A 19,869-nucleotide genomic window follows, 5' to 3' on the forward strand; every position below is an offset into this window, starting at 1 on the left:
GATTATAGCCGACTACCGCCAATATTACAGCTAGTTAAATTGACTCGACGCAATTTCCAATTTCACTCGCCGAACCGACCTATTCGGTCATCGCTCTACTCAACACCATCCCAGGCGGGCAGTAACGTTTGTGCGATACCTAGCTGATCAAGAATGCGTGCGACAATAAAATCGATCATCTCCTGCACGCTGCTCGGCTGCTGATAGAAACCAGGCGAGGCCGGAATCACCACCGCCCCCATCTTGGTCAGCTTCAGCATATTCTCTAAATGAATCTGCGAGTATGGCGCCTCGCGGGGCACAATAATCAACTGACGACGCTCTTTCAGCACCACATCGGCAGCTCGTTCAATAAGGTTATTACTGGCACCGCAGCTGATCGCCGACAGCGTGCCGCCACTACACGGGCAGATGACCATCGCATCGAGCGGGCTCGAACCCGAGGCGACCGGTGCCAGCCACTGCTGGCGGGAAAAGATGCGCAGCTGGCCAGGCGCCAGTTGATACTGCTGATCAAGCTGCGACTGCAGCTCCGTTAGTTCACGGGGCCAGCGCAACTCGGTCTCTATCTCAATGACCTCAAAGGCGGCCTCCGAGACCATCAGCTGCACCTGATGCCCCCCCTCGAGCAGGCACTGCAACAGACGAACGCCATACTGAGCGCCAGAGGCGCCGGTTATCGCCAGTGCAATCTGTTTCATGAGGCCTCCCGTGCCGCCAAACGCGTTAACAACCGCTGATGTAGTCCCTCAAAGCCGCCGTTACTCATGATCACCACTTGTTCGCCAGCCTCGAGACGCGCTGCCAAGACATCGAGCAACGCCTCCGTCTCGCTAAAGACATTATGTTTCGGCCGATCCGTCGGCGACAGCAGCGCCTCCAAATCCCAGCCTTGCCCCGACGGCTGATACCAAAGCACATGGTCCGCAAGATCGGCACTGCCGATCAGTCGTGCCTGATGTACGCCCATCTTCATAGTATTTGAGCGAGGCTCGATCACCGCAGTGATCGGCGCATCACCCACTTGCTTACGCAGGCCCTGCAACGTTGTCTCAATGGCCGTCGGATGATGAGCAAAGTCATCGTAGACCGTCACCCCGGCGACTTCGCCAATTTTCTCCATGCGTCGCTTCACACCGGCAAAACGATTGAGCGCTTCAATCCCCTGACTTGGCACCACACCGACATGGCGCGCGGCCGCAAGGGTCGCCAGCGCATTACTCACACTGTGTTGACCGGTCATCTGCCAGTCGACGACGCCCTGCTTCTCACCTTGCAGATAGACCTCGAAACGACTGCCGTCCGCCGACAACAGCTTTGCCTGCCAGTCACCGTCACTGCCGAAATGCTGTACTGGGGTCCAGCAACCTTGGGTAATCACCTCATCGATCAGCGGTGTTTGCGTAGGGGCGATGACCAAGCCATTACCCGGCACCGTCCGCATGAGGTGGTGGAACTGACGCTGAATCGCGGCAATATCATCAAAGATATCCGCGTGATCGAACTCCAGATTATTGATGATCAGCGTGCGCGGTTGATAGTGGACAAACTTTGAACGCTTATCGAAAAAGGCACTGTCATATTCATCGGCTTCAATGACAAAGAAAGGCGTCTCACCGAGGCGTGCCGAGCAGGGAAAGTCTTTCGGCACACCGCCGATCAGGAAGCCCGGCGCCATATTGGCACACTCCAGCACCCAGGCCAGCATCGCCGTGGTTGTGGTCTTGCCATGGGTACCGCTCACCGCCAGGACCCATTTATCTTGCAACACATTTTCGAGCAACCAACGCGGCCCCGAGGTGTAGGGTATATTGTTGTCGAGAACATACTCAACGCAGGGGTTACCCCGGCTCATCGCGTTACCTACGACGACGATATCCGGCCGCGGTTCCAGCTGAGCCGGGTCAAAGCCCTTGATCAGTTCGATGCCCTGCTCTTCCAGCTGAGTGCTCATCGGCGGATAAACGTTGGCGTCGCTGCCAGTCACAGTATGGCCTAGCTCTTTCGCAATAACGGCCAGGCTACCCATGAAGGTGCCACAGATGCCCAAGATATGTACGTGCATAGTAATTACAAGCCCTATTAACAGGCGGCTAGTGTAACCTAAGGATAGGGGAAAAAAAATCATCGAGACAGCCAACTATAATGACGCCATGAATCGATCAAAGTCGATCAAAGCGCTATGCTAGTGCACCATCCATACAAACGATCAGAGCATGAATAAAGAGCATTTACTTCAACACATTATCGCAAGCCTTGAGGCCCTCAAGCAGGTTGCCATCGACGCGGCGATGCAGGCCTACCGCAGCGCAACCGATGACGAGAATGTGGCCGAGAACAAATACGACACCCTCGGCTTAGAGGCCTCTTACCTCGCCCAGGGGCAGGCGGAGCGGGTCGATGCCTGCGAGGCCGATCTCGCCGCCTACCGCCAGCTGGCCCTAGCACTGAAAGAGCAGCACACCGTGATCGCCCTCGGCAGCCTCGTGCGCCTCATCGACGACGAGGCGCATTCACAATGGTTTTTACTTGGCCCCGCCGCCGGCGGGCACAAAGTGGTCTTCGAGGATAAAACCATCATGCTCATCACTCCGTCCTCACCCCTCGGCAGAGAGCTACTCGGCAAAGAAGTCTTTGATGAGGTTGTCACGACCGTCGCCACTAAGCGCTCTCACTTCGAGATTGCTGCCGTGAGCTAACTCAAATAACTAACTAGCACAAAGCATTACTCAGCGAAGGCGCTACAATCACCCAGACTATTTACCACGACTAGACACAAGCATTTCATCGAACCATTAATCACAGGCCGCTAAAGTCTGTGCCGTTAACCAGCACCCGACCGAGCAGCCACTATGACACGACCGACACGCCATCTCCTCACCGCCCTGCTGCTCTTACTATTTGCGGCAAGCATAGCGACGTGGCTGTTCACTGGCTCAATCTTCGGCGTCGGATTATTGCTCATGTCGCCCATCGTTGGGCCCACCACCCTGCTGCAAGGCGATTACACGCTCGGCTTTAAGCTCGGTTATCTGCTCAGCATCGTATCCTGTCTCGCCCTGATGGTGCAGGGCTGGCGTACACGACAACGCATCACCGGCAAACTGCTCGTGATCATCGGTCTCTGCGCCTGGTGTTATATCGGCCTAATCGGCCTGGCGTCGCACTAGCAAAATAGGTTCGATAAAAAATAAAAAAGCCCCCGCCGAGTAACGACGAGGGCTCTTATTCACGATAACGCCGTGCTGCTTTAAGGTAGCTGCAAGTCTAGGGTCAGTTCTAGCTTATCACGGCCATACCAGCCCACAGTTTCAGCCCACTTATATTTTCCTTCAACTTCAAGCAGCACACTCTCCCTCTTATAACTCGCATTGAAGTTCAGGTAAGTGTCAGCGTCAGCGTCAGCGTCAGCGTCAGCGTCAGCGTCAGCGTCAGCGTCAGCGTCAGCGTCAGCGTCAGCGTCAGCGTCAGCAGTATAATCATAAAGATACACACCATCCGCCAACGACTCTAGCGCAACTTCGGTAACGCGGCCTGTTGTACCAAACCGTCCATCGTAGGAGTTTAGCGCAAATTGCTGCCCTGAATCATCCTCCCCAACAACGGTTAACCGATGCCCATCGAAAGGCGTCGTCTCTTCCTCGTCATCGGTGGTCAACTCAAAGGTGCCGCTATAATTTTGCAACGTAAAACAGTTCGGCTTTAAATCGGTCGGCGCCTCTACGAGAGCATCAACAACCGTTTCAGGCGAGTCATCATCAACCTCCCCAAAAGCAGTCTCTATCGCCGCGGTCTGTATATTAATATTACCCAAACTGAGGTCTGCCTTTACCTCTGCGGCAACCCTATAACCGCTCAACAGCCACGAGTTGGTATAGCTGCCTGTTTTTACATAATCATATTTAGCTGATTCTGTTTCTGTCGCGTCCTCAATCTCAGCATACCGACGGTAATCTCCTTCAACCTTCATCCGTAGCGATAAACGATCTTCCTCAAGGGAGACCCACGTCTCCTTCGTTCGATGACCATCAGCTGACTCCGTCACCGGCTGATGAAAACGAGCATTATCATCAAGACGAAAGCTCAGCTGATCAAATTCATCATACCCCGCACTATTAACCCACCCTGCCGGCCTAAGCTGACAAACCTGCATGCGATAGCCCTCGTCATCGGGCTCAATGATAACGCTCGACAAACCATAGATCTGTTTCTCACTGCGACCTCGATCACCTTCATCAATTCGCCGCGTCCCCTCACTAGCGAAGATCCAAACGCCCGTCAAGCCATCGGCTGTCGATAGCGGTTGTAGTCCATCCAAACTGTAGGCCCCTCTCCCATCATCTATGGGCTCCGCCGGTGCAGGCCCTGGAGGCGGTACCGAGGACGGTGAGCCACCACCTCCACCACAGGCCGTCAACATTAACACTGTTGTTATTGATGCTATCTTTTTCATTATTGTATCCATTAAACATTACGACGAAACACTATTTTTATAAGCGCATAGTAACACATGATGAAAGAAAAAATTAGAGACAACATAAATCGTTATTTTAAAATACATAAAATCACAGAAACCAGGTGATTTAAAATCCCCCATCATCGAAACAGCAACAATGAAAAATCAGAATTTTTCGCCACCAACAACTACAAAATTAGATCTTTAACAACACATCTTCTACCTCATCGAACAAGACAGCCCAGTCGTCGCAACCAACCGTCAACATAGCGTTTCTTTATTATGTTCTACATACTGCTAACATTGTTCATAAAGTAATAAAAAACAAAATAACAATAAGAAGAGAACAATATGGATTGGGATGACTTACGTTTTTTTTTAGCCGTGGCACGCAGCGGCACTGTGAGCGGTGCCGCCGATAAAATGTCCGTGAACTACACCACTGTCAGCCGTCGACTGAAACAGTTTGAAGAGCGCTTGGGGATGCCTCTGTTCGACCGGTTACAGAACCGCTACACCCTGACTGACGAGGGGCGAAATCTACTGCAATCGGTCAGCGTCATCGACCATGAATTCGAGAAAATAGAGCGCCAGCTACTCGGTCAGGATGAGCGCCTACAGGGCGTCATTCGCATCGATACCACCGATCATATCGCCGAACTACTGATGCCACACTTACAGCAGTTTATGAGCCAGCACCCCGGTATCGAGCTGCAGATTATTACCAACGCTAAAACCATCGACCTGAGTAAACGCGATGCCGACATCAGCCTGCGAGTCACCGATAAACCCCCCTCGCATCTGGTCAGCAAACGCGTCGGTCTGGTTACCGCCAACGTCTACGCCTCTTCCCACTATCTCGCCACACACCGACAGTGCCAACAGCTGAGCGACCACAACTGGATCGGCTGGGACACTTGCTATGGCGGTGGTGCTGCCGCACGGCTGATCGAGAGCCTGATGCCTCAGGGAGCCAGTATCTCATGCCGTGTTAATTCCGGCATGGCCTTACGTCAAGCAATCCAAGCCGGCATCGGTATCGGCCATATGTGGGACTTCGTCGCCGAACAAGAAGGCGGACTGCAACGCGTCGACAATAACTTCCCTACCTACAAGCTAGGGCTCTGGCTGCTGATCCATCGCGATGTGCATCGCTCGGCCAGAATGCAGGTTTTTATTACTTTTATCGAAGAAATATTGCATCGTTATTTCGATGACAATGACGGTTGCTTAGTCAACCAATGATCGCATTAAAGTCTTTCTTAGAGACTTTTTCTGCTGTGCATTTTTGCAGAAATAATCGGCTGAAACACCTAATTGTGCTGCGTCCACCTTGCTCTACACTGTGAATCAAGCTGGCCAACCGCCCCGGCGTTATGCCCAGCTGATAACAACAATAAGATCTCAACGTAGAACTCTACAAGGACCCATTATGCGCAATACCTCTCGGTTATTAACCACTACCGTCCTACTAACAGTTTCGCTTTGCTTCTCGCAGTCACACGCCGCACCGATCAATCTCGGTGTCATTGGTGACAGCGTTTCCGCTGAATACTATCTCGATGGTTACGACGACGGACTCATCAAATCTGATGTCGGCACCAGCTTCGACACCAGCCTATTCGCCCGCGATGACGTCTGCACCGACAGCAGCCTCGGCGACCTGCTCGACCTATTTATGGGGCTCGTTCCCATGTATACCGACTTCCCCGCACGCAGTTGGTTGCAAATCCTGCAACAACAGCGCCCGAATATGTTCAATTTCGGCCGCTATACCGACGATCCTGATTTCTTCGGTGAACCCCGCCTACGCGGCTACGAATACAACTTTGCCCGCGTCGGCGGCACTGTAGTCGCACCAGGGTTCAGCCAGCCGGAGATGGCCGTGCAAGTCGCCCAGATGTTACCGTATGCTCAACGCGGCGAGTTAGACGTGGTTTTCGTCAATATCGGCAGCAACGATTTTGCCGCCAGGGAGCTCAAGGGCGGCTCATTCTGTAACCAAGGGTGGCAAGACTTCCAAGGACAACTGGTCGAGCAAATGTTTAGCGGTATCGATCAGCTGATCAGCGCCGGCGTCAGTAAAATCATTATTGGCGAGCTCCCCCTCGGCACCGCCACTAGCACCAGCGAAACCAACGACATCATCCTCAGCCGCATCATCGAGACCAATGAGTTAATCAAGGCCGAAGCGGCACAGCGAAATCTACCGGTAATTGATGGTTACGCCTTCAGCCAGGACCCAAGCCGTATCGACGCCGAGGGCAATGTCTCGATTGGCGACTATATTATTCCCGTCGGCTCCAAGGGCAGCATGGACGATGCCATCGCCAGCGGTTATGCCGGTAACGGTGAACTCGGCAACTGCGCTTCAAACGGACGCTGCGGCACACTAAAGACCACACTGAAATTCTTCGCGACCGACGGTCTGCACCCCAACACCCCGATCCAAGGATTAATCGCCAACGAAGTGCTGCGTTCGCTCAATGAACGTTACGGATACAATATCGACCTGCTCAGTGATGCAGAAATCCTCGCCGCCGGTGGCACTTTTGAACCCGACAACTGGCTGCAGATTCGCCAAAAGGGTAACGACGATTGTCTCACCGTCAAGAGTAATCACGTCAACCTTACTGTCGCTGCCTGCGATGCCAGCAACCCACTGCAACAGTGGCAGATGAACAGACAAGGCGATCGCTACCAGATCAGCCTCCGCAACAACCCACTCGGCGCAACAGATGGTAGCTGTATTACCGAGAGTGGCCGCTACTTTACGCTGCAAAATTGCAACGATACAGCCAATCAACACTTCGACATTTATGGCGGTGACGAGAATAAGAATTGGTTTCTTAAGGCTGACTCACGCAACGCCTGTCTCTACCAGCACGATTGGTACAAGGGCGGTAAAGTCTTCGGCGGTACCGCTAACTGCGGCCTCTACTACAGCTGGAATTACATGCGCTGGGGCTTTGTTCGACAGGGTGTAGGCAGCCCTGTTACCCCCAGCTCATTACTGCCATAGCAGCATCGCCGACGCGGCCAAGGCCGCGCCGGCACGTTGATCAAACACCTCAAACCAACTCCCTCTGCCTATGAGCAGGCCAGCGTATCAATAGCGAACTCACCCGTGAAGCTGCCTCGCTGAGCCCCGCTCATTACGAACACTAAAGAAATTTCAAAACACTCGACTATCTTGCACGGGCAAGCGTGCGCTCTCATTAAGATGACAGCATTAATAGCAGATAAAGGCGCAACACTGTGATAGCTTTGGCTTAACATTCCGCTATCCACTACTGATCAGGCTGTCGACCATGGATCATCTATTCACACAATTTGTTACTGTCTTCCTCGGCTTCTTCGCCATCATGAACCCAATCGCCAACACCGCCGTATTCGTCGGGCTAACTAGTCAGCAAGACAGTAAGATGCAGGCCAAGATTGCCTTTAAGGCACTGCTGACCTCCTTTTTAATCATCATCGCCTTCGCCCTGCTCGGTAAGGCTATCTTCCAGCTATTCGGCATCACCCTGCCTGCCCTGCGCATCACCGGCGGCATACTGGTGTTCTTGATCGGTTATCAGATGCTACACGGTGAAAGCTCACGCCTGCATCAGCCAGGCGAGAGCGGTGATGATGATAGCGACATGGCCATCTCACCGCTGGCCGTGCCTATTTTAGCGGGACCAGGGACCATCGCTACCGCCATGAACTATTCCGCCACCGGCGGTTGGGAGGCCGGCATCATCACTGTCGCCACCTTTGCTTTACTCTGCACGATCACCTATTTGTGCTTCATTTTCGGTCAGCGCATCGTCGCCTTCATCGGCAAGGACGGTCTCAGCATCATCACTCGATTAATGGGACTGATCTTAGCTGTTATCGGCACGCAGATGCTAATTGAGGGTGTCTACGGCGCCGTCAAAGCTTTCTCATAAGTTTTAAAATGCAACTTTGGCGCGCATCAACCTAACCAAAAATACAGCGTCGCCAATTGCAAACACGCCAATACGCCCGCCGTCGCCTGCCAGAAACGCAGCGGGTTGCGTTCTATCCAGGCTGTCGAAACCTGCTTCATATACTTAGGATTGGGGTTAAACAGATCGTACTCAAACTCTGAGAGGTCCTGGTAACGTAGCTCTGGGCTGATACTCAGCGCCCGCTTCAAAGCGCCGTCCAACCATACCGGCACCAGCGGGTTATAGTGGAAGCAAGGCACGTACTCCAACGCCATAAACTGTTTTAAGGCCGTGCAGTTCGCTAGCTTGCCCTCGTACGGCTGCACCCCTGCCAACATTTCATAGCAGATCACCGCTACCGCAAATTGATCCGATAACGCACTCGGCTTGCGATTAAGTGTATATTCCGGCGCCGAGTAATGCAGCGTCCCCAGCGCCGCCTCACGCTGAATCGGCACTGCAATCTCGGCAATTCCGGCCACCAGGCAGGAGCCAAAATCGACAATTTTCACGCCGCCATCAGCATCAAGCAAGACATTATCGGGCTTGAGGTCCTGGTGCAGTGTATCTTTACGATGAATCGCCCTCACCCCGCGAATTAGTGAGCGCACAATTTCTCTCACCTCGTCGACTCGGGCATCGCCCTGCTGGTCCTTGATCCACTGACCAACCGTGCGCCCCTCGACATACTCGGTAAGATAGTAAAGACAGGTCTTCGGCGCATCGCGTTTGACGACCTTAACCACGTGCGGGTTATCGATGCGCGTGCCAATCCAGCTCTCCATGATAAAGCGCTCTATGTATGCCGTATCATCCTCAAAGTTGACCGAGGGTGTCTTCATACAATAGCGGGTATCTGTCTCCACATCGGTGACGATATAAAGCTGACTCTTATTGCTGGCGTGAATCTCACGCTCGATACGGTAGCCATCTAAAATCATCCCCGGCGACAAAAAGGGCGGGAAAGGCAGGTCGGTCAACCTGACATACATGTCGTTGGCATCCCCCTTCGGCAAGGCGTCGACACGCACAATTTGGCAGCTCAGATTATCAGTACTACCCAGTTCCAGCGCCAACCGAATCAACTCTGCACAGCGGGCTTCATACTCCTCGGTAGGTGCCTGCGCCGCCGCCAACAGTTCACGGTCTCTCAACACATCATGAATACCATCGGTGGTCAGAATGTAGACGTCCCCCTCCTCGATATCATGATGCATATAATCAACTTCGAGCCGTATATCGAGCCCCATAGCACGGGTCAAATAGGACTGCTCGGGGGTAATACGAGTGGCGTGATCTCTCGTGATCTGCTCAATATCCCCCCCTCGAACACGGTACACGCGGCTGTCACCGACATGGAATATATGGGCGACACGAGACTTCAACACCAAGACACTCAAGGTACTGACATAGCCCCTCTCTGCTCGAATAAAGCGCTGCCCCTGTCCATAGAGCCAACGATTAAGCGCAATCAGCACCTGCTGCGCGGACTTTTTAACCGACCAAGATTCCGGTGTTGCGTAATAATCGCCGAGGAAGTTGCGAATACAAGTCTCACTCGCTTCCTTGCCTGCCTCCGCTGCACTAACACCATCGGCAATGGCAATCACCGCACCTTTGGTTGTCAGGGAGACGTCTGCAGGAATGCAGATGCCGATACTGTCCTCATTCTGTGGCTTCACCCCGGCAGCGCTCTGCTGAGCCGCCGAGAGTGACAACTGGCCATCTAAATGCATCTTGAACACCTGCTTATTGTTATCGATGAGCACTAGCCTAACAAATGCTCTATCGTCTGCGCAGCCTAAAGTTGTTAAATCATTAAAGAGGCACAAGGAGGATACCCCTACAATATTTCGGGGCATCACCGCACCGCAATGGAGCACAATAAGCATCCCACCCCCTGTGTATCGTGAAATCGTCGCCCCAAGTTAGCTCACGAGCTCCACTTCAATAGCCTGAAGCTGGGATGATCAGGCGTTGGCACGAGCTTTGCTTTAGTAATAGAAAATAATTTATTTAACCAGACAGCAGGTTCCTCCATGAGTACTAAAATCAAACTCGTCTTGGTCGGTAACGGCCCCGTCGGACATCAGTTTCTAGAGACACTGGTCGATAATGGTAGCATTGGCAACTTTGATATCACCGTCTTTGGCGAAGAGCCCCGCGCCGCTTACGACCGCGTTCAGCTGACCAAATGGTTTGAGACCCGTACTGCTGAGCCTTTAAATATGGTGAGTGAAGGTTTCTATGAGAGCAATGCCATCACCTGCCACCACAATGCTGAAGTCACCGACATCGACCGCGACAATCAACAGGTCATCATCGCTGACGGTCAGAGCTTCCCCTACGACAAACTGATTCTCGCCACCGGCTCCTTCCCCTTCGTGCCCCCGGTACCTGGTCACGATCGCGAGAACTGCTTTGTCTACCGCACGATCGAAGACCTTGAGGCGATCACCGAGGCTTCTAAAAAGGCTTCTGTCGGCGTCGTCATCGGCGGTGGTCTGCTTGGCCTAGAAGCGGCAAAGGCACTAAAAGACTTAGATTTAAAAACACACGTCGTCGAGTTTGCTCCTCGCCTCATGGCGGTGCAGGTCGATGACAATGGCGGCAAGTTGCTGCGCCAAAAGATTGAAGATTTAGGCGTGGGCGTACACACCGAGAAAAACACCCAGAACATCGGTGATGGTGAAGAGTGCGTGCACAAGATGATCTTTGCCGATGACAGCGAGTTGGAGACGGACATCATCGTCTTCTCTGCCGGTATCCGCCCTCAGGACGCGCTGGCAAGATCCAGCGAGCTAGAGATCGGCCCCCGCGGCGGTATCGTTATCGACAACGACTGCCTGACCTCCGATAAAAACATCTACGCCATCGGCGAATGCGCTCTCTGGGAGGGTCGTATCTACGGTCTTATCGCGCCCGGTAATGACATGGCTCGCGTCGCTGCCGGCCATGTCAGCAGCAACGGAGAAGCTCAGTTTACCGGTGCCGATATGAGCACGAAGCTGAAGTTAATGGGGGTTGACGTCGCCTCGATCGGTGATGCCCACGCCAATACCCCTGGCAGTAAGTGCTATACCTACATCGACGAGCAGGCAGAAGTCTACAAGAAAATCGTTGTCAGCGAAGACGGCAAGCACCTACTCGGTAGCGTATTGATCGGTGACGCCGAAGACTACAGCAGCTTGCTACAGTACTCACTCAATAAGATTGAGCTGCCAGAAAACCCCGATAGCATGATCTTACCCAGCTACGACGGTAGCAGCGGCGTTGCCCTCGGTGCGGACGCCCTGCCCGACTCTGCACAGATCTGTTCCTGTAACAATGTTTCCAAAGGCGACATCAACGGCGTCGTACAGTCTGGTTGCTGCACCATTGGCGAAGTTAAAGACGCCACCAAAGCAGGGACGACCTGTGGCGGCTGTGTAGCCCTTGTCGGCCAAGTCATGAATGCCGAGCTTACCAAGCTTGGCGTCGAGGTGAACACCGACCTCTGCGAACACTTCGCCTACACCCGCCAAGAGATGTATCACCTGGTCCGCGTCGGCAAGATCAAAACTTTCGATGAGATGCTCGAAAAGCACGGCAAAGGCAAGGGCTGCGATATCTGTAAGCCGACCACTGCCTCAATCCTCGCCACCTGCTGGAATGATCACATTCTCGACGAGCCCCTCGGCGGCCTGCAGGATACCAACGATCGCTTCCTCGCTAACATGCAGAAAGACGGCACCTTCTCCGTCGTGCCGCGGATGCCTGGTGGTGAGGTCACCGCAGATGGTCTGATCGCCATCGGTCAAGTCGCCAAAGACTTCAACCTCTACACCAAGATCACCGGCGGCCAGCGTGTCGACCTATTTGGCGCCACCGCCGATCAACTGCCTCTCGTCTGGGAAAAGCTAATCGCCGCTGGCTTCGAATCGGGCCACGCCTACGGCAAGTCACTGCGTACCGTAAAATCTTGTGTGGGTTCCACCTGGTGCCGCTACGGCGTGCAGGATTCGATGGGACAGGCCATCGACATCGAGAACCGCTACAAGGGGCTACGCTCCCCGCACAAACTTAAGATGGCCGTCTCAGGCTGTACCCGTGAATGCGCAGAGGCACAGAGCAAAGACGTTGGCATCATCGCTACCGAGAAAGGTTGGAACATGTATGTCTGCGGCAACGGCGGCATGAAGCCACGTCACGCCGACCTGTTTGCCTCCGACCTCGATGATGAGACGCTGGTGAAGTACATCGACCGCTTCTTCATGTTCTACATCCGTACCGCCGACCGACTACAGCGCACCAGCACTTGGATGGATAACCTGGAGGGCGGCCTCAGCTACCTGCAGGATGTTGTGATCAATGACAGCTTAGGCATCTGCGACGAGCTAGAGAGCGAGATGCAATCTGTCATCAACACCTATCAATGCGAGTGGAAGACTGCCATTGAAAACGAGAGCAAAGTGAAGCAATTCCGCAGCTTTATCAACAGCGACAAGAAAGACGACAACATCGTCTTCATCGAAGAGCGCGGTCAGATTCGCCCCGCGACGACTGTTGAAAAAGCCGACCTCATCGCCAAGGCGTAAGCCGCACCACTAATTTGGAGAATACTATGAGCTGGACTACCGTTTGTAACATCGACGACATCCTTCCTAACGCCGGTGCCGCGGTCATCGTTAACGATAAGCAGATCGCCATCTTTCGTGTCGATGACGAACTCTATGCACTCGATAACCACGACCCTCTCTGTGGTGCCAACATCATTGCTCGCGGCATCGTCGGCAGCCTCAACGATGTCACCGTTGTCGCCAGCCCACTCTATAAGCAGCACTACTGCCTTGAGAGCGGTAAGTGCCTGGAGGAGGACGTCAGTCTAGCGACCTACCAGGTTCGTACCAATGGCGACAGCGTCGAGCTCCTCGCCGCCTAGGCAAGCGGCAACTAAGCGGTAAGCTTTGCCAGTCGGTCTCTCCCCACAGAGGCTGGCTGGCGCCTCCTGTTATATCCTCCCCCTCTTTCCGTCCTGCAACAACCTAAGTCTCGACGATGAAGTCATCTCACCGCTAAAGCGGAGCAATATTCACGCAACCACAACGCCAACGATGTTTCTATTAGGCACAAAAAAAGCGACCCTTGGGCCGCCTTCTGGTTAACCGTGAGGGCCTCAGCTTAAGCTGAAAGTACCTCTTGAATCACAGGCATCAGCTGCTTCTTGCGAGAGATCAGCCCCGGCAAAAGCATCCAGTTATTTTCCGCCGCAGCACCATAGGCGGTACCGGCGAGCTCGGCTTCAGCATCCGAGTAGATAACCAGGTGCGACTGCTTGTTCTTGGTGTCGACTATGGCAAAAAAGATGAAGTCGAGGCCCTGCTTGGCCTTCTCGCCTGTCATCTCTTCTAGAAATGCCGCCTGACGCTCGATCAACTGCTCTGGCTTCAGTGTCTCAGCAACGCCAAAGCCGACTTTCTTGCCATTGATTTCGTAGTGCTTGAAATCCCCCTTGAGCACGTCGTAGGTCGATACATCGGCAAGATCAGACTTTGCCTCTAGCATCGCAGTACCAAAGGCATACAAATCGTCAATACCGGCAAACTTAGCCAACTTCTCCGCGAAAGGCTTATCCTGTGGACATGTCGTTGGCGACTCAAAAATCAATGTATCAGACAGGATACCGGCCAGCAGCACACAAGCGGTGCTCTTAGTCGGCTGCTTACCCATCTTCTCGAAACGATCGGCTAGAATAGTCGCTGCACTGCCCCATGGACGAATATCGACCGACATTGCCGTGTTAAAGGTAATTGGCTGATCTTGAATCGCGTGGTGATCAATAATTGCCACAATGTCTTTGTTATCAACATCTTTGTGCAGCTGTGTCTTCTGGTTAAAATCAACCAAACCGACCGTTTGCCCCTCTTCTTTAGTGATCATCTTCGGCAGCTCAGCACCGCAGTAATCCATCACGAAAGCAGTCTCTTTGTTCAGTTCACCTGCGCGACGCGGCTCTCCACCAAATAACTCAGCTGCACCAATGGCCGAGCCAATAGTATCGCTGTCGGGGCTAAGATGGCCCAACCAAACGAGGTTCTCTGTGTCGTTATTTTCCGGGGTTTCTAGATCAAAAAAAGCCATGATACTTGCCTATAGAATTCTGCAGATAAATAGGGTGTCACACACCTAATAACTAGGCGTTATTTTAATTGACGCAATTATAGCCAAAAAAAACATTTTCGTAACGTTAAAGTCGTTTTAAAACGCCAAATTAACCAGCTACGCCTCACCGATACAGAGGAATCAGCTAAAAAACCCGCCCCGCTCGCCGTAAAAAAAGCACGACACAAGCCTCGTAAACGCTTGTATGCAAAAGCACCTGCCTAGCCGCGGCCGCCCCCCCCCCACCAACGACATTAAAAGCGGACCAAAATAACAAGCCAGCATGCCATATAAACAGTAAGGTAGAAGGCACACTGAGGCGGACTCGCCTTGGTCTATAATTCAACGTCACCTGTTTTTCATCCCAGTTAAGGAGGTCATATGAGTTTTAATAGCATACCCGCAGGCAAGGACCTGCCAGAGGACATCTACGTCGTCGTAGAGATTCCCGCAAATCACGCCCCGATCAAATATGAGATCGACAAAGAGGCAGACTGCCTCATGGTTGACCGCTTCATGGCCACACCCATGTTCTATCCTGCTAACTATGGTTACATCAACAATACCCTCTCCGCCGATGGCGACCCCCTCGATGTACTTGTCGTGACCCCCTACCCCGTCGCCCCTGGTGCCGTTGTGCGTGCCCGCCCTGTTGGCATGTTAAAGATGAGCGATGAGGCCGGGCAAGACTCTAAGCTCATTGCCGTTCCACATAGCAAGCTCTCCAGCGCCTATGACGGGGTAAAAGAGTGTAGCGACCTCCCGCCGCTCCTCATCAAGCAGATAGCCCACTTCTTCGAGAATTATAAAGACCTCGAGATAGGCAAGTGGGTCAAAGTCGAAGGCTGGGCAGATGCCGCAGCAGCTAGGGCCGAAATTATGGCCTCTGTTGCCGCCTATCAAACAAGCAAATAGTTAAACATAAGGCACTCTATCTGCGAAAAACTACTGCACTGCACGCAACAAAAGGCCCTCCGACCAAAGCCTTTTGTTGCAACAAAAATATAAAGTGACAAATCATTATCGACAACAAAATAAAATAAAAAGCCTTTAAATAGGCACTAAAGTACCACTAGGAAAGCTCTATATAGGTTTTTTGTATAACTATTCGACAGTTTGTCATGAAAAATTAAGAAACGCTTTTCCTAAGCTGACAACTGCTTATAATCCCGCCCAGCTATCGAAATATCGCACAAGCAAGTGATTATTCAATCATCATATTTCAAAAAGGGATTTGTCGTGTCTAAAATAGTAAGTCGCCTAAGCCTCATCTTCTTCATCGCCACCCTCTTCGCCTGCGCAACGCCCCCGGAGCGGACCGAGGATATGACGCCCGTCGCACCTGCTACCGCCATCACCGCTCCACCGCAAGGCCTTGCACAGGTTATCTTTTTACGCCCCAACCGTGGCATCGTCACCGAGAGTGATATTGCCTTATACCGCATTGCACGCGAGCGCACACCGATCGCTCCACTCCCCGAAGGCTTCCAGCTGGTGCACAATATCAGCCCAGGCAACCATACCTTTATGGGCTACCAGAACGGCAAGGCTCACTTCATCGAGGCATCACTCGCTGCTGGTAAACGTTACTATATCCTCATCGAGCCGATTAACAGCAAAGAGAACGCTCTACTCGCCGTTACTCAACAACTACGCGATCAAGAAAGCTTTAAACAATGGCTATCACTACCCGCGATTAGCAGCCAACTACCGAATAGCGTCGATTGGTACCAACAGCATAACGATAAAGTCGACAGCGCTCAGGTCGTCTCTTGGCAGCGCTGGCAACAAAGGGATAGCGCCGATCAGCGCAAGTTCACTCTGAACAGTCAGGATGGCATCAGCCCTTAACATCTAATCCTTAACACCTCCGCGTGAAGGCAGTATTGATCGCTACCGCAAAAATCGATAGCTTTTGGCTGTCTCTTAAGCCTCTGCGTAAGCCTTGGCAACCTCTTCGGCAATCAATGCAACCCCCGCCTCAACAACGGCAGCCTCTTGCGCATAAGAGACACGAATACACTCATGCTTATGCTGCCACTCCTCCTCTAAACCGGGGAAAAAGTTATGCCCCGGAACCACCAACACACCGCGCTGCTTCAACCGCTCGTAAAGCTCTTGCGAGCTTATTGGCAAGCCCTCAAACCACAGCCAGAGAAAAATCGCTCCCTCCGGCTTGTGAATACGATAAGGCAGGTCGGCCAGCGCCTCCCTGAACCAAGCTACCGTCTGTTGCGCCCGCTGCTGATAGAACGGCTTCACCACCGTTTGGCTAAGGCTCAACACTTCACCACTAGCGAAGAGCTCACTCGCCATCGCCGGCCCCAGGTTGCCGCAGGCTAAACTCAATACCGTATTAGCATTGCTATAGGCTGTGGCAATCTCCTCTCGAGCGACGATAATACCGGTTCGCACTCCTGGCAGCCCCAGCTTGGAGAGGCTCAACACCACAATGGTATTATCGTTCCAGTGCGCCTTAGCATCGGTAAATAGAATATTGGGGAAAGGCAGACCATAGGCACCATCGATGATCAAAGGAATGTCATTTTCCTTGGCGATACGATCGAGCAATTCAATCTCGCTATCCGTCAACACATTACCTGTAGGGTTGGTCGGACGTGACACGCAGAGCGCAGCAACAGAGTCGTCGATATGCAGCTCATTGAAATCGACACGGTATTTAAACTGGTTATCATCGAGCAGCTCGATCTTCGGGCGAGTCGCAGAAAAGAAGTTTTCTCCTAAACCAATTTCGCTATAACCAAGGTATTCCGGCGCCAGCGGCAGGTGAATAGTCCGTTTACTGCCGTCAGCCATCTCACCAGCAAACATATTGTAAAGAACAAAAAATGCCGACTGACTGCCGTTGGATATAGCGATATTTTCACGATTTATCGGCCAGCCAAGCTGATCGCTCAACAGCGTCGCGACCTGCTCACGAAACTGCTGTTCTCCCTGCGGGGACTGATAAATACCTAACAAGCTATGTCGCTTCTCATCGTCCGCCACAATCGCCTGCAAGCGCTGGGCAAAAACTTCCTCTAACTTCTCTAGACGTGCCGGGTTACCACCGCCCATAAAGAGCATGTCAGGGTTCTCGTTGAGGGCATTACCTAAATCAGCCATTAACTCTACAATACCGGAGTGGCTATTAGTAAACTTTTCCCCGAACACAGACAACTTCATGACAACCTCAAGCTATATCAAGCAAAAGCTCAATCAAGTAAAAACTTAATTAAGCAAAAACAGGGGGATCCCCCTACGCAAAAAAAAACAATTTATCGAGCTTATCATTAGCGGCAACGCCGCAAGTAGCCACAGAATACTACCGCTAATCAGTTACTATTATGGCGCATTATCAGCAGAGAACTGCTTAAGATAATCTTCCGCCATCTCCCACTCCATATCGGGGTCGATAGTGTAACTAAAGGGGCGAGGGTTCTCCTCCGCCTCAATAAGCTGCTGAATCAGCTTATCCGCCATTGCCGGGTTGTACACACGAAACAGTAGCTCACGTGTCTTCCGCCAAGTAATTCTCGCCAACGGCATAGCATTACCGCCGGCCCGCAGATCTGTCTCTAGTTGCTGACAGAAAGGCTCTATCTCCTTAGACTCACTATCAAGCGTCATACCCTGAGCATCTTCCGTCTGTAAATCGAGGATGATTGACAGCTGCCAACCAAACAACTGCCGCTCAGCCTTATCAATCGATGCCAGTGAAGTATTCACCGCCGCATAGACCTTCGCCCCCTCATCTTCTCGTTGAACGACAGTATAGGATGACTCTGGTACTACAAACTTCGTGTTACTCACGTCGCGGTCTCACTCTCTGTTATATATTGCCCGAACGAAGGCACAACACCCCCGCAATATTTGTCGCGGATTATACGCGCTATGCTCAGCTGAGACCACTCACCACAGGGACGGCTGGCAAGCGTCAACATTACAATCGACAGAAAAAACAACTTTCACTAGCTATTTTTAAAATTTTCAGTCATTTACCTCTCGCCCAGCATAGCCTAAAAGATATTTTTCGGTAGAATGGTGCCATCAAAATAAGCAGCACACCTATAAGGAAATATAACCATGACTGCCAAAGAACCCAATATAACCAATAATCCGAATGATAGCGCCATCGCTAACTACAGCACGCTGCTGCAGTCACTGTATTCCTGTCTTTCCGACTCCGCTGGCTTTAGCCAGTTTCTCGGTGAGCTTTGCAGTCACTTCAACTGCCATGCGGTCAACCTCACCGGACTCAACATCTCTCCGAGATTGATGACATTCGGCTGGTCCTTCGGTATTCCCAAAGCCGTTGAGAACTTTTATATTGAGCAGAACCTCATTGCTCACGACACCTTGATCGAGCTGGCGCTGCACCAGCCTGCCGGCGCCTTTTACGGTGCCAACCACATCGACCCCGAAGCAAGGTTCTTAAACAAGTTAGATGACAGCTTAAAAATGTGGATGGAGAGTGAGAATATCGTCGATGTCGCTGGCATGTTAGTCTCCAATAACGACGACAGCGCCATCATTTTAACGCTCTATCGCAACAAAGAGGGTGGCGGCTATAGTCATGATGACATCGCCAAGTTGAACCTGCTGGCCCCGCACATTCGCCAGGCAATCACCCTACACCAACAACTCTACTTCCAGTCTGTCGACAATATCTCGCTGAAAGCAGCACTCGACAGCGCGCCACAGGCCAGCATCGTCTTGAGCCCATTACTCGAGATTATTCATGCCAACAGCAAGGCTAAAGAATGGGTAGAGCAGGTCGAGCACCTCGATATCACCAACAACAATCGTGTTTTCTTCAATAACAAGGAGAAAAACTCCGAGTTTCAAAAGCACTGCTATCAACTGCTACACGCACTGGGTGACGCGCAACTGTCTTCGGTTGCAGTCTTCTCCATCGACGACCCCTACGGCTTGCCGATTCGAGTAACGCTAACCCCCATCGGTACGGATGACGAGGGAGAAGGCTACAAGGCCTTACTCATGCAGTTCTTTGATCCGAACAGCAGTGACCTACCACGCAGCGCAGAAATCCGTAAGGCTTTCTCCCTCAGCCCGTCTGAATCGCGTGTCTGCGAGCATTTAGTGCGCGGCTTCAGTGCCAAAGAGATTGCCCAGAAGATAGATCGCAAGGAGTCGACGATCAGAGACAATATCAAGTCGATCTTTCTCAAGACCGGTTACAACCGGCAGGTCGAGGTGGTCGCAGCCATCTTACGTACTATCCCTAGTCACTGACCCTAAGTGCCCAATGACTTTTGCCTCCGTGGCTAGAGTCTTAGTCAACAAAAGCCTCCT

The 19,869-nt window shown here is 52.3% G+C and carries 17 protein-coding genes; 10 read left to right on the forward strand and 7 right to left on the reverse strand.

From position 1 onward, the window contains the following. Window positions 1-95: 95 nt before the first annotated feature. Both EDC56_RS08940 and mpl read right to left on the reverse strand, forming a co-directional pair. Window positions 96-701, reverse strand: coding sequence for a flavin prenyltransferase UbiX (locus EDC56_RS08940; protein WP_123712179.1), 606 nt, complete (start codon window positions 699-701; stop codon window positions 96-98). Continuing rightward, window positions 698-2,065, reverse strand: a complete 1,368-nt coding sequence (gene mpl, locus EDC56_RS08945; RefSeq protein ID WP_123712180.1) for a UDP-N-acetylmuramate:L-alanyl-gamma-D-glutamyl-meso-diaminopimelate ligase — start codon at window positions 2,063-2,065, stop codon at window positions 698-700. Before mpl ends, EDC56_RS08940 begins: the two co-directional genes overlap by 4 nt. A gap of 151 nt (window positions 2,066-2,216) precedes the next feature. Here mpl and EDC56_RS08950 point away from each other — a divergent pair, with 151 nt between their 5' ends. Together EDC56_RS08950 and EDC56_RS08955 are read left to right on the forward strand one after the other, a co-directional pair. Continuing rightward, the gene (locus tag EDC56_RS08950) at window positions 2,217-2,699 is read left to right on the forward strand and encodes a GreA/GreB family elongation factor (RefSeq protein WP_123712181.1); all 483 of its coding nucleotides are present in this window, start codon (window positions 2,217-2,219) and stop codon (window positions 2,697-2,699) included. Window positions 2,700-2,852: 153 nt separating this feature from the next. Then, complete coding sequence (locus EDC56_RS08955; RefSeq protein WP_123712182.1) at window positions 2,853-3,170, forward strand: hypothetical protein; 318 nt, start codon at window positions 2,853-2,855, stop codon at window positions 3,168-3,170. Window positions 3,171-3,250: 80 nt separating this feature from the next. Here the strand turns inward: EDC56_RS08955 and EDC56_RS08960 are convergent, their stop codons facing one another. Next, a complete protein-coding gene (locus tag EDC56_RS08960; protein WP_148059362.1) occupies window positions 3,251-4,453 on the reverse strand; it encodes a hypothetical protein in 1,203 nt (400 codons plus the stop codon). A gap of 354 nt (window positions 4,454-4,807) precedes the next feature. Between EDC56_RS08960 and EDC56_RS08965 the strand changes: the two genes are divergently transcribed. The 3 genes from EDC56_RS08965 (at window position 4,808) to EDC56_RS08980 (ending at window position 8,391) form a co-directional block, all read left to right on the forward strand. Continuing rightward, window positions 4,808-5,701: a LysR family transcriptional regulator gene (locus EDC56_RS08965; RefSeq protein ID WP_123712184.1), complete on the forward strand. Its 894-nt coding sequence runs from the start codon at window positions 4,808-4,810 to the stop codon at window positions 5,699-5,701. 187 nt (window positions 5,702-5,888) lie between these two features. Continuing rightward, window positions 5,889-7,478: an SGNH/GDSL hydrolase family protein gene (locus tag EDC56_RS08970; protein WP_123712185.1), complete on the forward strand. Its 1,590-nt coding sequence runs from the start codon at window positions 5,889-5,891 to the stop codon at window positions 7,476-7,478. A 289-nt stretch (window positions 7,479-7,767) separates the two neighbouring features. After that, window positions 7,768-8,391, forward strand: a complete 624-nt coding sequence (locus tag EDC56_RS08980; protein ID WP_123712187.1) for a MarC family protein — start codon at window positions 7,768-7,770, stop codon at window positions 8,389-8,391. A 26-nt stretch (window positions 8,392-8,417) separates the two neighbouring features. On the opposite strand, the gene EDC56_RS08985 is transcribed toward EDC56_RS08980, so the two are convergent. Beyond that, window positions 8,418-10,148: a bifunctional protein-serine/threonine kinase/phosphatase gene (locus EDC56_RS08985; RefSeq protein WP_123712862.1), complete on the reverse strand. Its 1,731-nt coding sequence runs from the start codon at window positions 10,146-10,148 to the stop codon at window positions 8,418-8,420. 303 nt (window positions 10,149-10,451) lie between these two features. Between EDC56_RS08985 and nirB the strand changes: the two genes are divergently transcribed. Then, window positions 10,452-12,989 (forward strand): nitrite reductase large subunit NirB, encoded by a 2,538-nt coding sequence (nirB, locus tag EDC56_RS08990; RefSeq protein ID WP_123712188.1) that lies wholly within the window; start codon window positions 10,452-10,454, stop codon window positions 12,987-12,989. A gap of 26 nt (window positions 12,990-13,015) precedes the next feature. Beyond that, window positions 13,016-13,333: a nitrite reductase small subunit NirD gene (nirD, locus tag EDC56_RS08995; RefSeq protein WP_211333626.1), complete on the forward strand. Its 318-nt coding sequence runs from the start codon at window positions 13,016-13,018 to the stop codon at window positions 13,331-13,333. A 239-nt stretch (window positions 13,334-13,572) separates the two neighbouring features. Here nirD and EDC56_RS09000 read toward each other — a convergent pair whose 3' ends face one another. Then, window positions 13,573-14,532, reverse strand: a complete 960-nt coding sequence (locus EDC56_RS09000) for a manganese-dependent inorganic pyrophosphatase (protein ID WP_123712190.1) — start codon at window positions 14,530-14,532, stop codon at window positions 13,573-13,575. 402 nt (window positions 14,533-14,934) lie between these two features. Here EDC56_RS09000 and ppa point away from each other — a divergent pair, with 402 nt between their 5' ends. Together ppa and EDC56_RS09010 are read left to right on the forward strand one after the other, a co-directional pair. Then, window positions 14,935-15,468, forward strand: coding sequence for an inorganic diphosphatase (ppa, locus tag EDC56_RS09005; protein WP_123712191.1), 534 nt, complete (start codon window positions 14,935-14,937; stop codon window positions 15,466-15,468). Window positions 15,469-15,792: 324 nt separating this feature from the next. Continuing rightward, entirely contained in the window at window positions 15,793-16,404 is a 612-nt protein-coding gene (locus tag EDC56_RS09010) for a hypothetical protein (RefSeq protein ID WP_148059363.1), read from the forward strand. Window positions 16,405-16,479: 75 nt separating this feature from the next. Here EDC56_RS09010 and EDC56_RS09015 read toward each other — a convergent pair whose 3' ends face one another. Both EDC56_RS09015 and EDC56_RS09020 read right to left on the reverse strand, forming a co-directional pair. Further along, on the reverse strand, window positions 16,480-17,739 hold the full coding sequence (locus tag EDC56_RS09015) for a valine--pyruvate transaminase (RefSeq protein WP_123712193.1): 1,260 nt from the start codon (window positions 17,737-17,739) through the stop codon (window positions 16,480-16,482). A gap of 159 nt (window positions 17,740-17,898) precedes the next feature. Continuing rightward, window positions 17,899-18,366, reverse strand: coding sequence for a DUF695 domain-containing protein (locus tag EDC56_RS09020; protein WP_123712194.1), 468 nt, complete (start codon window positions 18,364-18,366; stop codon window positions 17,899-17,901). 273 nt (window positions 18,367-18,639) lie between these two features. Between EDC56_RS09020 and EDC56_RS09025 the strand changes: the two genes are divergently transcribed. Continuing rightward, window positions 18,640-19,809: a helix-turn-helix transcriptional regulator gene (locus EDC56_RS09025; RefSeq protein ID WP_123712195.1), complete on the forward strand. Its 1,170-nt coding sequence runs from the start codon at window positions 18,640-18,642 to the stop codon at window positions 19,807-19,809. Window positions 19,810-19,869 lie beyond the last annotated feature (60 nt).

Origin of the sequence: Sinobacterium caligoides (assembly GCF_003752585.1) — a bacterium.
Lineage (GTDB): Bacteria > Pseudomonadota > Gammaproteobacteria > Pseudomonadales > Sinobacteriaceae > Sinobacterium > Sinobacterium caligoides.

Coding starts and splice junctions, on each gene's coding strand:
- EDC56_RS08940 (WP_123712179.1), bottom strand. CDS start 701: ATGAAACAGATTGCACTGGCGATAACCGGCGCCTCTGGCGCTCAGTAT.
- EDC56_RS08970 (WP_123712185.1), top strand. CDS start 5,889: ATGCGCAATACCTCTCGGTTATTAACCACTACCGTCCTACTAACAGTT.
- EDC56_RS09025 (WP_123712195.1), top strand. CDS start 18,640: ATGACTGCCAAAGAACCCAATATAACCAATAATCCGAATGATAGCGCC.
- EDC56_RS08950 (WP_123712181.1), top strand. CDS start 2,217: ATGAATAAAGAGCATTTACTTCAACACATTATCGCAAGCCTTGAGGCC.
- nirB (WP_123712188.1), top strand. CDS start 10,452: ATGAGTACTAAAATCAAACTCGTCTTGGTCGGTAACGGCCCCGTCGGA.
- EDC56_RS08965 (WP_123712184.1), top strand. CDS start 4,808: ATGGATTGGGATGACTTACGTTTTTTTTTAGCCGTGGCACGCAGCGGC.
- EDC56_RS09015 (WP_123712193.1), bottom strand. CDS start 17,739: ATGAAGTTGTCTGTGTTCGGGGAAAAGTTTACTAATAGCCACTCCGGT.
- mpl (WP_123712180.1), bottom strand. CDS start 2,065: ATGCACGTACATATCTTGGGCATCTGTGGCACCTTCATGGGTAGCCTG.
- EDC56_RS08980 (WP_123712187.1), top strand. CDS start 7,768: ATGGATCATCTATTCACACAATTTGTTACTGTCTTCCTCGGCTTCTTC.
- nirD (WP_211333626.1), top strand. CDS start 13,016: ATGAGCTGGACTACCGTTTGTAACATCGACGACATCCTTCCTAACGCC.
- EDC56_RS08985 (WP_123712862.1), bottom strand. CDS start 10,148: ATGCATTTAGATGGCCAGTTGTCACTCTCGGCGGCTCAGCAGAGCGCT.
- ppa (WP_123712191.1), top strand. CDS start 14,935: ATGAGTTTTAATAGCATACCCGCAGGCAAGGACCTGCCAGAGGACATC.
- EDC56_RS08955 (WP_123712182.1), top strand. CDS start 2,853: ATGACACGACCGACACGCCATCTCCTCACCGCCCTGCTGCTCTTACTA.
- EDC56_RS08960 (WP_148059362.1), bottom strand. CDS start 4,453: ATGAAAAAGATAGCATCAATAACAACAGTGTTAATGTTGACGGCCTGT.
- EDC56_RS09000 (WP_123712190.1), bottom strand. CDS start 14,532: ATGGCTTTTTTTGATCTAGAAACCCCGGAAAATAACGACACAGAGAAC.